General features: G+C 59.6%; 10 protein-coding genes. 7 read left to right on the top strand and 3 right to left on the bottom strand.

What is annotated here, in order from left to right; all coding sequences use genetic code 11:
• Positions 1-109: 109 nt before the first annotated feature.
• Entirely contained in the window at positions 110-673 is a 564-nt protein-coding gene (gene smrA / locus HA43_RS02770) for a DNA endonuclease SmrA (RefSeq protein WP_071668842.1), read from the top strand.
• Here smrA and HA43_RS02765 read toward each other — a convergent pair.
• Complete coding sequence (locus tag HA43_RS02765; protein WP_071668841.1) at positions 670-1,590, bottom strand: LysR substrate-binding domain-containing protein; 921 nt, start codon at positions 1,588-1,590, stop codon at positions 670-672. The genes smrA and HA43_RS02765 overlap by 4 nt on opposite strands.
• Positions 1,591-1,910: 320 nt before the next feature.
• Between HA43_RS02765 and HA43_RS02760 the strand changes: the two genes are divergently transcribed.
• The 4 genes from HA43_RS02760 to HA43_RS02745 all read left to right on the top strand — a co-directional run bounded on the left by HA43_RS02760 (position 1,911) and on the right by HA43_RS02745 (position 8,393).
• Positions 1,911-3,245 (top strand): MFS transporter, encoded by a 1,335-nt coding sequence (locus HA43_RS02760; protein ID WP_094110920.1) that lies wholly within the window; start codon positions 1,911-1,913, stop codon positions 3,243-3,245.
• An 88-nt stretch (positions 3,246-3,333) separates the two neighbouring features.
• A complete protein-coding gene (gene hglS, locus HA43_RS02755; RefSeq protein ID WP_094110919.1) occupies positions 3,334-4,677 on the top strand; it encodes a 2-oxoadipate dioxygenase/decarboxylase HglS in 1,344 nt (447 codons plus the stop codon).
• Between the two features lie 363 nt (positions 4,678-5,040).
• Positions 5,041-6,564: a carboxylesterase/lipase family protein gene (locus tag HA43_RS02750; protein WP_094110918.1), complete on the top strand. Its 1,524-nt coding sequence runs from the start codon at positions 5,041-5,043 to the stop codon at positions 6,562-6,564.
• A 158-nt stretch (positions 6,565-6,722) separates the two neighbouring features.
• Positions 6,723-8,393 carry a methyl-accepting chemotaxis protein gene (locus HA43_RS02745; protein WP_039384427.1) on the top strand — a complete coding sequence of 557 codons (1,671 nt, stop codon included), beginning with the start codon at positions 6,723-6,725 and terminating at the stop codon, positions 8,391-8,393.
• Here HA43_RS02745 and HA43_RS02740 read toward each other — a convergent pair.
• Positions 8,390-9,232 (bottom strand): LysR substrate-binding domain-containing protein, encoded by an 843-nt coding sequence (locus HA43_RS02740; protein WP_094110917.1) that lies wholly within the window; start codon positions 9,230-9,232, stop codon positions 8,390-8,392. The genes HA43_RS02745 and HA43_RS02740 overlap by 4 nt on opposite strands.
• Positions 9,233-9,360: 128 nt before the next feature.
• Between HA43_RS02740 and HA43_RS02735 the strand changes: the two genes are divergently transcribed.
• Positions 9,361-10,527, top strand: coding sequence for a methionine aminotransferase (locus HA43_RS02735; protein ID WP_094110916.1), 1,167 nt, complete (start codon positions 9,361-9,363; stop codon positions 10,525-10,527).
• A gap of 13 nt (positions 10,528-10,540) precedes the next feature.
• Positions 10,541-11,326 carry a transporter substrate-binding domain-containing protein gene (locus HA43_RS02730; protein ID WP_039384421.1) on the top strand — a complete coding sequence of 262 codons (786 nt, stop codon included), beginning with the start codon at positions 10,541-10,543 and terminating at the stop codon, positions 11,324-11,326.
• A gap of 32 nt (positions 11,327-11,358) precedes the next feature.
• Here the strand turns inward: HA43_RS02730 and pepT are convergent, their stop codons facing one another.
• A complete protein-coding gene (gene pepT / locus HA43_RS02725; RefSeq protein WP_094110915.1) occupies positions 11,359-12,591 on the bottom strand; it encodes a peptidase T in 1,233 nt (410 codons plus the stop codon).
• Between the last annotated feature and the right edge of the window lie 31 nt (positions 12,592-12,622).

The raw sequence follows: 12,622 nt of genomic DNA, 5'->3' as shown, positions 1-12,622 counted from the left end.
CATCCGGCCTCTGCGGTGCAGACCTTTTACCCCGTACGGCAACCTTTGCTATTCTTCAGTTTTATCAGTATGCCGTGCGCATATGCTTAAACGGGTATGGGGAAACATGATGAACCTTGATGATGAAGACCTGTTCCGCGATGCCATGGGGGATGTCACGCCCCTGAAAGATTGTGCTAATACGCAGTGGCTGCGTGCGCCCTCCACTAAAGCGCCACGGACTGTGCCGCCGGAGAGCGAAGAGAACTTTCTTACGCGCGGTTTTCTGGAGATTGTCCCGCTCACATCACCGCTGGAGTACCGGGCAGAAGGCATTCAGCAGGGCGTCGTGGATAAAGTGCGGCTGGGCAAATATCCGCTGGAGGCGAGCCTGAATCTGCTGCGTCAGCCGGTGGAGACCTGCCGCCAGTCGCTGTTCAGTTTTATGCAGGAAGCGCGCCGACAGGGGCTGCGTAATTTGCTGATTATTCACGGCAAAGGACGTGATGACGAGTCGCATGCCAACATTGTGCGCAGCTATCTGGCGCGCTGGCTGCAGCAGTTTGATCAGGTGCAAAGCTTCTGTACCGCACAGCCGCAGCACGGCGGTGCGGGCGCGCTTTATGTGAGTTTGCGTAAAACTGAGCAGGCGCGGCTCGACAACCGCGAGCGGCATGCAAAGCGCAGCCGCTAATGGTGAAACTTGCGGATCGTGGCGATCAGCACTTCAGCGCTGAGGCTGAGCGGATAGCCGCTGCGGGTGATGATCCCTACCGGTTCGCCCGGACCGGGTGAGGCGAGCGGCAGTGCATGCAGGGCATGGTGTTCAAGATCCTCCTTGACCGCGCCAGAAGGAACAAACCAGACGTAGTCGTAGCGCAGCGCCAGCTGGCGGGCAAGGGAGGTAGAGGAGGTTTCAACGCAGTCCGGAGGCAAACTGCAGCTCTGCTCATCCAGCATATGCTGCGCGATGCGCCGCGGCGCGGTGCCTTCCGGCGAGATCACCACCGGCCACTGCATGGCGCGGGACAGTGTGACGTTGTCACTTAAAAGCGGATGTTCCGGCCTGACGACCAGCTTCAGCGACTCCAGAAACAGCAACTCATAACTTAACCCCGCCATCATTTCACTGCTGGCCATGCGGCCAATGCCGACATCAAATTCACCGGCGCGCAGCCCGGCCAGCAGCACGTTGTTGTGCAGCGTGGCTACCTGCACCGTGGTGTTTGGCTGCTGCTCATGAAAGCGGTTCAGAATCTGCGGTAACATGCCCATTGCCGCCGTGGTCAGCGCCCCCAGCCGGATAATAACCGGCCGTCCCGGTGCCGGCGCGTTAAAGCTTTGCGCAGCATGATTCAGCGCGTCCAGCACTTTTACTGCGTAAACCAGAAACTGTTCGCCCGCCGTGGTCAGCTGCGCGCCTGAACGCCCGCGATCCAGCAGGCGCGCGCCTGCCAGCTCTTCAAGCTCATTCAGGGTCTTGGAGAGCGCAGGCTGGCTCAGGCTGAGCGTCTCTGCTGCACGCCCCAGCGTTCCCTGTTGCGCAACGGCGACGAAAGCGTGCAGATGGCGCAGGCGAATGCGCTGGCTGAAAACCGTGTTTTTATCCATAGGGTCAACGTAATCCGTAAGGGCTGGCGAGAGCAACCAGCAAAAATGCGTTCTGTTAACTTAATTGCAAAATGAATTTAACAAAAGTCTTTTCATACACGGTCTCCCTTAACCCCTTGTTTTTGCAACCTGGTCCCGGCTGGCTGAAAAGCAGTTTTTGCAAAAGTATGTTTTATCAGAGGCTTAAATCGTTCTGTTTTTGAGTGAAATGGGCGTCATGTGAAAAAATTGTGCAGTGCAGGGTTAACGATGGGCTATCATATCCGCCGTTTTTTTTACCAAAACTGATGACCTTTTTGCTGAACAGCAGGAGTTAAACCGTGACCAGCGCCGAAGCCGTAGATGTTCGCCAGTTAATCAACCGTCATGCGCTGAGCCGCTGGCAGAAACGGCTTATCGCGCTCTGCTTTGTGATTGTGGCACTGGACGGTATGGATATCGCGCTGATGGGGTTCATTGCGCCCGCGCTAAAAGCAGGCTGGGGCGTAACAAACCATCAGCTGGGCATGGTGATCAGCGCCGCGCTGATTGGTCTGGCGCTGGGGGCGATGGTGGCCGGGCCGCTGGCCGACCGCTATGGGCGCCGCATCATGATCCTGCTCAGCGTGCTCTTTTTTGGGCTCTGGACGCTGGCCACCGCGCTGGCGCAGAACATCGAGCAGATGATGCTGTTTCGCTTTCTGACCGGACTGGGGCTGGGCGCCGCCATGCCCAACGTGGGCACGCTGGTGGCGGAATATGCTCCTGAACGTCGCCGATCTTTTATTATCACCGTAGTCTTTTGCGGCTTCACCTTTGGCGCAGCGGCTGGCGGATTCGCAGCATCCTGGCTGCTACCGCGCTACAGCTGGCACGCGGTGTTACTCATGGGCGGCATTTTGCCGTTGCTGGTGCTGCCCTGGCTGATGTATGGCCTGCCGGAGTCGGTGCGTTTTCTGATTCACCAGCGCGCGCCGGCGGCGCGTATACACGCGATCCTTGAGCGTATGCTGCCAGGAGAGGTGGCGCCAGGCAGCCGCTATCACGCCAGTGAAACTCTGAACGTGCGGCGCGGCGCGATAGCTACCGTGGTATCAGAATCCTATCTGTTTGGCAGCCTGATGCTCTGGGGCGGCTATTTTATGGGACTGTTTCTGGTCTACCTTATTGGCAGCTGGCTGCCGTCGCTTATCAACACGCTGGGGATGTCGCTCACCGGGGCCGCGATTGTCACGGCCATGTATCAGGCGGGCGGCACGCTGGGCTCGCTGTTTGCCGGCTGGCTGATGGACCGCATGAACGCCAGTCTTGCGCTGGCGACCATCTACTTCTGCGGCGGCATTGCGATAGTTGCGCTTGGCTTCTCTCCGGCGCAGGTCGGATTGATGAGCGCAATCGCGTTCTGCAGCGGCTTCTGTTTTAACGGCGCCAATACCGGCATGAATGCGCTCTCCGCTCACTTCTATCCCACACACGCCCGCGCCACCGGCTCAAGCTGGATGCACGGCGTAGGCCGTATCGGTGCGATTCTCAGCGCGTTTGCCGGCGCAGAGTTGCTGACGCTGGGCTGGGCGTTTAGCCAGATTTTCCTGCTGCTGGCGATACCGGCCGTGCTGACAACCCTGATGCTGGTGCTCAAGTACCGCTTTGCCGATCCAAAACCGGGCGTGGAGTGACAGGGCGATCACACTTCAGGGAAAATTTTACCTGCGCTGCGTGCCTTGATTTAGAGTAACAGCACTGTTCCGGCTCAGGACCCCTGTTATGGAAAATTTTCTCAGCTCTGATGCGATCCGCACGCTATTTTCACAGGCCATGTCGGCCATGTATCAGCAGGAAGTGCCGCAGTATGGCGCGCTGACGCAGCTGGTCAGCGCGGTTAATGAACGCACGCTGGAAGCGAACCCCGCGCTGAAAGATCGGCTGGCAGCGGCGGATGAGCTGGCGCGGCTGAGCGTTGAACGCCATGGCGCTATCCGGGTCGGGACGGCCGCCGAGCTTTCTCTGCTGCGGGAGATGTTTGCCGTGATGGGCATGGAGCCGGTGGGCTATTACGACCTGTCCCAGGCGGGCGTACCGGTTCACTCCACGGCTTTCCGGCCCGTGAGCGAGACCGCGCTGCGCCGCAATCCGTTTCGCGTTTTCACGTCGCTGCTGCGTCCTGAGCTGATTGACGATCCGGCGCTGCACGCCCGAGCGATGGCGATACTCGGCGCGCGTGACATCTTTACGCCCGGCTGCCGCAGGCTTATCCGGCGTCATCAGGAGCAGGGCGGCCTCAATGCCAGAGACGCAGCCGCGTTTGTCAGCGAGGCGCTGGAAACGTTTCGCTGGCACGCGCAGACCACGGTGGACAGCAAAACCTATCATGCGCTGAGCCAGCAGCACCGGCTGATCGCTGACGTTGTCTGCTTCCGCGGCTGCCATATCAACCATCTGACGCCGCGTACGCTGGATATCGATCGCGTGCAGGCGCTGATGCCGTCGCGCGGTATCGAGCCAAAAGTGCTGATTGAAGGCCCGCCGCGGCGCCAGGTTCCGATCCTGCTGCGGCAGACCAGCTTTAAAGCGCTGGAAGAGGCGGTGCATTTCAGTGACGGTACGCCGGGCACGCACACGGCGCGCTTCGGCGAGATAGAGCAGCGTGGTGCAGCGCTGACCCCGGCCGGCCGGGCTCTGTATGACCGGCTGCTGGCTGCCGCCGGCTCCGGCAGCGATAATGCGCAGCATCAGCAGCGCCTCAGTGAGGTATTTCGTGATTTCCCTGATGATGAAGAGACGCTGCGCGAGCAGCAGCTCGCCTGGTTCCGCTATCGTCTGACGGAGCGCGGTGAACAGCAGCCTCCGCGCGCCGGAGAGAGCGTGTCAGCCCTGCTGCAGGCTGGCCGGCTGCAGGCAGAACCTATCGTGTATGAAGATTTTTTGCCGGTCAGCGCGGCGGGCATATTTCAGTCTAATCTGGGTAATGCGGTAATAACGCGCGAGGCGGGTCACGCCAGTCAGGCAGCGTTTGAAGCGGCGCTGGGCGCGTCAGTACAGGATGAGATGGCGCTCTATGCGCAGATGCAGCAGCGCAGTCTGATTCGCTGCGGAATTCACGAGGGATAACAGAGAGCCGGTCAGCGAAATCAGCGATGATTTCAGCAGCCGGCGATTTTTTATCATTATAATGGCAGACGCATATGTAAATACGCTTCTGCTCAGCGGCACCGTTCAGAACGGTTACGCTTTTTCCCCGATGTAAGCATGGTATTCGATCAGATCCGCCCGTTCAGGATGAAACTCATCTGACCTGCCGGATTCAGCCCCGCCACAATAGACTAAACAGCCTGCCGACAGTAAGCCAAAATATTTGATGATCTCATTCAGCGATCCGGGTCATGTTTCGGCATAATCTGCAAATGCTTTAAGAACATAGACATTTATCAGGTCGCTGCAAATAATGAGGCACGCTTTATCAGGGAACCCGATATGAAAAATGAACCGCGTCTGAGGATCAAGACAGCAGAAGGCGAGCTCAGCGGCCTGATGGATGATGACATCTATGTTTTCAAAGGGATACCTTATGCTGCGCCGCCGACGGGCGCGCTACGCTGGCGGCCGCCTCAGCCGGTTACCCCCTGGCAAACCGCACGCGACGCGACCGCGTGGGGAGCGGCGAGCTGGCAAAATCGCGAATACTGTATCGGCATCGGTGGTGGCGATCCGGGCACATTCAGTGAAGATTGCTTATATCTCAATATCTGGACCCCCGATCCTGAGCCTGGCGCACCGCTGCCGGTGATGGTCTGGCTGCACGGTGGTGGTTTCACCCTCGGTGCCGGCAGCCTGGATCCCTATCAGGGTAAAGCGCTGGCCGCCCAGGGCGTGGTGGTGGTCACACTTAACTACCGGCTGGGCCATCTTGGTTTTTTCTCACATCCGGCGCTGGATGCGCAGTATAAGGCGGGCGCAACCGTCAATAACTTTGCGCTGCTCGACCAGATAGCGGCACTGCAGTGGATCCAGCGCAATATTCCCGCCTTTGGCGGCAACCGTCGCAATATCACGCTATTTGGTGAATCGTCTGGCGCCCGCAGCGTACTCTCTCTCTGCTGTTCACCGCTGGCAGAAGGGCTGTTTCACAAAGGCATCGTCCAGAGCAGCTACAGTCTGCCCGATCTGACGCAGCCGCAGGCGCGGCAGAAGGGAATAGAGGTCGCCGCCCATTTCGGACTGCCGGAGAACGCAACGGCAGAACAGCTGCGCGCGCTGCCCGGCGATGCATTCTGGTCGCTGGCGCAGCCGCTGGCACCGGGACCGGTAGCGATCAGCGGGGATGCCGTGCTGCCAAAGCCGATGCTCGACACCTTTATCGCCGGCCGGCAGCATCGCGTGCCGCTGATGATTGGCAGCAACAGCGATGAAGCCAGCGTACTCAACTATTTTGGTGTCGACGCGCGCGGCGTGCTGCTGCAGATGCGCGAAAAGAACCGCTTCACCTATCGCCTGCTGAAATGGTTATATGACATTCATGATGATGCGCTGCTGGGACGCGCGGTGGCACGCGACATGGCGTTTACCGTCATGCCGCTGCTGATCGCGCAGTCGCAGTCCGGTACCGGCATGCCCGTCTGGCGCTACTGGTTTAACTATGTTTCTGAAAATGCGCGCGATCTCTACCCGCACGGCGCCTGGCACGGTAATGAAATCCCCTATGTGTTTAACGCGCTGGAGACGCTGCCGCCGCCCGATAACCGGCCTTATACTGCCGCGGACAAAACTGTGGCGGCAGAGGTAAGCGCATACTGGGTGGCGTTTGCCAGGGATGCCACTGAATTCAGCTATCGCCTGCGCGGTCGCAATGAAACGGAGTGGCCCGTCTGGCGCACCGGAGAGGATGTCACGCTCGCGTTTGGTGAACAGGGCCGTGCGGTTACCACTTTAAAAAAGCGCTTTATGCGTCGCCGTTTGCGCCTGTTCCGGCTGATGATGCGCAGCCACGTGCAGCTGTAATGCCGGTAGCAGACCGGCGCACGATCGCGCTGTTCCCCCCCGCTGCGCTGGCGCTTATTTAGCTTACAAAACGGTTACATTTTCCCTGCCTGCTGCCGATAACCGCAATATGCCCGATTTTATCGGGCGATAACGCGTATCAATCCAGGGGAACAGGTATGGGTATCTTTAAAAATTTTACGATTCGCGCGGTTTTACTGGCGCTGCTCGGGCTGTTTTGCCTGCTGTGGTGCGGCGTCGGTCTGTTCAGCGTTTATGCGCTGAATGCGCTGGGGAAAGGCAATGAGGTCGATCGCCAGCTGGTGAATCAGATGACGGTGCTGAGCAAAGGCAACGATCAATATTTTCGGGTAGTAACGCGTCTGTCGCGCGTCATGGAGAGCCGTACCGCCGGCGCGGCAATCAGCACAGAAGCCTTTGCCCCCGTTGAGCAGGCGCTCAGCAGCATGAAAGCGCAGCTGGATCAGTTTAAAGCGATGGCACCCGGTCCGATGGATCCGGCAACAGCGCAGAGCGTAATCAACAGCTGGCAGAAACTGCTGGATGAGGGCATTGCGCCGCAGGTCGCGCTGGCGCGCCAGGGCACGCCTGAAGCGTACAAAGCGCAGGCGACCGGCGTGACGCCGGCGCTGAGCCGCGCGTTTGGCGCCACTGCCGAAACCTTTAATCAGTCCGCGGGCAGCAAACTGGATGCAACACGGGTCACGGTAGACCGGCTGACAGGCATGACCAAAGTCATCATCGTGATGGCGGTGGCCGCAGGTCTGCTGATCCTGCTGTTTACGGACAGGTATCTGGTGAGCATGCTGGTCAGGCCGCTGGCGCGGATCCGCGAGCACTTTACGCTGATCGCGCAGGGCGATCTCAGCCAGCCAATGGAGGATGCAGGCCGCAACTGCGTGGGCAAACTGATACCGCTGCTGCGCGCCATGCAGGAGAGCCTGCGCGATGCCGTCAGCGCTATCCGCAGCGGGACAGATAATATCTACCGCGGCGCGTCGGAAATCTCCGCCGGCAACAATGACCTCTCTTCACGCACCGAAGAGCAGGCGGCCGCGCTGGAACAGACCGCGGCCAGCATGGAGCAACTCACCGCGACGGTGAAACTCAACGCCGATAACGCCCGTCAGGCCAGCGCGCTGGCTGATACCGCGACCGGCACCGCGCAGCAGGGTGGTCAGCTGGTAGGCGAAGTGGTTGCCACGATGCAGGGCATTTCCGGCAGCTCGAAGAAAATTGCTGAAATTACCAGCGTCATCAACAGCATCGCTTTCCAGACCAATATCCTGGCGCTCAATGCGGCAGTTGAAGCGGCGCGTGCCGGTGAGCAGGGGCGCGGCTTTGCCGTAGTGGCCAGCGAGGTGCGCAATCTGGCACAGCGCAGCGCCGGAGCCGCAAAAGAGATTGCCAGCCTGATTGCCGACTCGGTGGAGCGGGTGGACAAAGGCTCCGTGCTGGTAAGCAGCGCCGGCACCACGATGGATCAGATCCTGACGTCCGTGCAGGATGTCAGCGAAATTATGAAACAGATCGCTGCGGCCTCCGAAGAGCAGAGTAAAGGGATCTCGCAGGTTGGCACCGCAGTCACGGAGATGGACAGCGTGACGCAGCAGAACGCCTCGCTGGTTGAGCAGGTCTCTGCGGCGGCGAGCGCGCTGGAGCGGCAGACGGAAGCGCTGCAGCTCTCCGTCGCGCGTTTCCGCCTCTCTGCCGCCGCGCCGGTTCATCATGCGCCGCCGGTTTCCGCTGCTCCGCTGCGTCGTCCGGCGCTGGCTGGCGCTACGCCGGCGGCGAAACCCGCAGCCAGTGAGGAGTGGGTCGCTTTTTAGGCACGGCTGAGCCACGACACCAGCTCAGCGAGCAGCGGCGGGACGCGCTTATCCTGACGCTGCAGTAAACTGTACGCCGCCCCGGTTGCCACGCTGCCGGGGAACGGCGTCACCAGGCGCTGCGCCAGCAGATCGTTTTCAATCAGCGTGATATCCGCCACCGTAATACCAAACCCCTGTATTGCCGCACTGATAGCGAGATCCATCGTGGCAAAATGCTGATTACGCTGCATCACCAGCTCAATCCGCTGCTGCTGCAGCCAGTGCTGCCAGTCACGCCGGTCTGGCGTCGGATGCAGAAACGTCAGCGCGCTCATCTCTTCAATTCGCTGCGGGATCGCCATCCCGGCGGCCAGCACCGGTGTCAGACGCTCATCAAACAGCCGCAGCGCATCGGGTGGCGGCAGACCATAAACAATCGCCGCATCGAACTCCTCCAGCTGAGAGAGATGCTCCTGGGTCGTGGTCAGCGCGACATGCGTTGCCGGGTAGCGCTGTTCAAACGCAATCAGGCGCGGGAGCAGCCAGCGCATAATGCAGCTGGGCGCTTTCAGCCGCAGCGTCTGCGACGGCTGGCGCGCCCGTTCCGTTACCGCCAGCAGCTGCTGATAGCTCTGCTGCAGCTCCGGCAGCAGCGCCGCGCCGCGTTCAGTCAGCCGCAGGCCACGCGCATGGCGCTGAAACAGCGCAAAGCCCAGCCAGTTTTCCAGCGTGGCAATTTTGCGGCTTACCGCACTCTGCGTCAGGTACAGCTCGCGCGCCGCATGCGTCAGATTGAGACAGCGCGCCGTCACCAGAAACGCGTTAATCGCTGTCAGGGGAGGAGCAGAACAGGCCATAACATCCTCAGCTATGCAATTTTCTCATGGCTATTATGACGACAATTCGCTTGTCGTCTCAAGGCGCTATGCGTTGAATAACGATCTGATCTTTCAATCTTACTCTGTCAGTCAGCGAGGCCGCAGCAATGAGCATCACCACGCCAGTTTCTCTCTGTTCAAAACAGCCCGATGTGGGCACCACGATCTTTAGCGTGATCGGTCAGCTCTCGGCCCGCCATCAGGCGATTAACCTGTCGCAGGGCGCCCCCAATTTTCCCTGCGATCCGCTGCTGGTGGAGCTGGTGGCGCAGGCGATGCGCGACGGCCAGAATCAGTACGCGCCGATGACCGGCCTGCCGGCGCTGAAAAACGCGCTGGCGGAAAAAGTGCGCACGCTTTATGGCCAGCATTATGATGCTGACAGCGAAGTGCTGATCACCGGCAGCGCCAGCCAGGGGCTCTATATGGCGATTTCAGCCCTGGTGCACGCAGGCGATGAAGTGATTTTTTTTGAGCCAGCCTTCGACAGCTATGCGCCGGTGGTGCGCCTGCAGGGCGCCACGCCGGTAGGGATCAAGCTGCAGCAGCCCGATTTTGCCATTAACTGGGATGAGGTACGCGCCCGTCTCTCACCGCGTACCCGCATGATCATTATTAATACGCCGCATAATCCGACCGGACAGGTGCTGACGCCGGCAGACCTGAGCGCGCTGGCGCAGCTGACGCGCAACACCGATATTATTGTGCTGTCAGATGAGGTGTATGAGCATATTCTGTTTGATGGCCGTCAGCATTGCGGTATGGCGACCCATCCGGAACTGGCGCAGCGCAGCGTTATCGTCTCGTCATTTGGCAAAACCTTTCACGTCACCGGCTGGCGGGTTGGCTACGCGCTGGCACCGGCTGCGATCATGGCAGAAATCGTCAAGATCCATCAGTTCATGATGTACGCGGCAGACACGCCGATGCAGGCGGGGTTTGCCTGCTATCTCGCGCAGCCGGAGCACTATCTGCAGCTCGCTGCGCTCTATCAGGCAAAGCGCGACCGGCTGGCCACGCTGCTGCAGGCGTCACCGTTCAGGCTGCTGCCCGCCAGCGGATCCTTTTTTATGCTGGCGAGCTTTCGCGATTTCAGTGACGAGAGCGACAGCGAAATGGTAAAACGTCTTATCGTTGATTACGGCGTGGCGACCATTCCGCTCTCAGCGTTTTATTCAGATGGCACCGATAACCGATTAATCCGTCTTTCGTTTGCTAAAGATGACGCCACACTTGAGGCGGGCGCAGCTGCGCTCTGCCGGGTTACAGGGTAAAAGAGGACATATAATGAAAAAACTAAACGCGCTGTTTATTGCACTGGGCATGATCGCATCGGCACAGACGCTGGCGCAGACCAGTCTGCGCTATGGCGTGGAGTCACAATACCCGCCGTTTGAGAGCCGCAACGCGCACGGCGAGCTGGAAGGCTTTGATATTGAGCTGGGTAACGCCATCTGTAAAACCGGCAACTTCAATTGCAGCTGGGTGGAGAGCAGCTTTGATGCGCTGATCCCGGCGCTGCAGGCGAAAAAGTTTGATGCGATTAACTCCGCGATGAACATCACCGAGGCGCGGGCAAAAAGCATCGATTTCACCAAACCGATTTACCGTATTCCCAGCATGCTGATTGTGAAAGCGGGCGAGAAGCTGCAGCCTTCAGCAGATGCGCTGAAAGGCAAATCGGTCGGCGTGCTGCAGGGCTCTATTCAGGAGACCTATGCGAAGAAACACTGGGAGCCTCAGGGCGTGACGGTAACGTCCTATCAGGATCAGAACCAGGTCTATAACGATATGGTCGCCGGTCGTCTGGACGGCACGCTGGTGATGTCGGCGGCCGGGCAGTCCGGCTTCCTGGATAAGCCGCAGGGGAAAGGTTTTGCCTTTGCCGGCGGACCGGTTGAGGATGACGCTATCCTGGGCACCGGCATCGGTTATGGACTGCGCAAAGGCGACAGCCAGCTGAAAACGGCGCTGGATGAAGCTATCAGCAAGGTTCAGGCGGACGGCACCGTGACCCGGCTGGCAGCCAAATATTTTCCGGGCATTGACGTGACCGCCAGCAAACAGCCCTGATAAAGAGGGGCAGGCGCAACGCCTGCCCTCTGTCAGGCTGGCCTGGCAGCCAGCGCGCAGAGCGCCTCCGCCACCTGATACGACTTCACAAACGAGGGGATCGGCAGAAACTCAAAGCGCGAATGAAAATTGTGCGCGCCGGTAAAAAAGTTAGGCGTCAGCAGACCTTTCGCTGACAGCGCAGAGCCATCGGTGCCACCGCGCATCGGGATCACTTTCGGCGTCACGCCAGCCTGCGCCAGCGCGGCAAACAGCAGATCGATGGCGCGGCGATCTTCACCAATCGCATTGCTGATATTGCTGTAAACGTCGCCTATCGTCAGCGCCACCTTGCCGGTGGGATAGCGGGCGGCAATCTGTTCGGCAACCGTTGCCAGCTGCTGTTTCTTCGCGGCAAAACCCTGCAGATCGAAATCACGAATGGAGGCTTTCAGCACCGCCTGGCTGGCGTTCGCCTGCATCTCATTAAACCAGATATAGCCTTCGCGGCCCTCGGTCTGTTCCGGCGTCGCCTGGCGATCAAAACAGCTGATAAAATCATGCGCCATCAGCAGCGGATTGACCAGCACCCCTTTCCCTGACATCGGATGCGCCGGCACGCCGCTAAACACCAGCTCAGCGCTGGCGCCGTTGAAGCATTCATAGACCACCTCTCCCAGCTCACAGCAGTCGATGGTCCAGGCGAAATCGACGTTAAAACGCCGCTCAAGATCCAGCGCTTTGGCACCGCGCAGCCCAATCTCTTCGTCCGGCACAAACGCGACCACGACATCGCCGTGCGCGCCCTGCAGATTCGCCATGAGCGTCATCACCACGCTTACCGCAGCTTTGTTATCGGCACCCAGCACGCTGGTGCCGTCGCTGAAAATAATCTCCTGACCGCGGTAAGGCAGGATCTCCGGATGTTCCGCCACGCGCAGCCAGATTTGCTGCTCAGCATTAAGACAGAGGTCGTCGCCGGTAAAGGTCAGCGTCTGCGGATGGATATCGGGCGAGAGGCCAACGTCCACGGTATCAATATGGGTAATAAAACCGATACGGGGTGCGCCAGGCGTGTTGCCGGGCTTAACGGCGGTTACGGTGGCGTGCTGGTCAATCTCGACCTGCTGCAGCCCCAGGTCTCGCAGCTCCTGTGCCAGCAGCGCAGCCATCTCATGCTGAGAGGGCGTACTGGGCAGGGTGGTGGACTTTGCATCACTCTGGCTGGAGACCGCCAGATAACGATAAAACCGCCGGGTCAGTTCCCGGGCAAGCTGGTCTGTCATCACAATTCCTTATCAGTAAGGGTCCGCAGGT

The sequence above is a fragment of the Pantoea eucrina genome, from assembly GCF_002095385.1.
GTDB classification, from domain to species: domain Bacteria; phylum Pseudomonadota; class Gammaproteobacteria; order Enterobacterales; family Enterobacteriaceae; genus Pantoea; species Pantoea eucrina.
The sequence above is the reverse complement of the archived record's forward strand: the minus strand, read 5'-3'. Positions and strand labels throughout refer to the sequence as shown.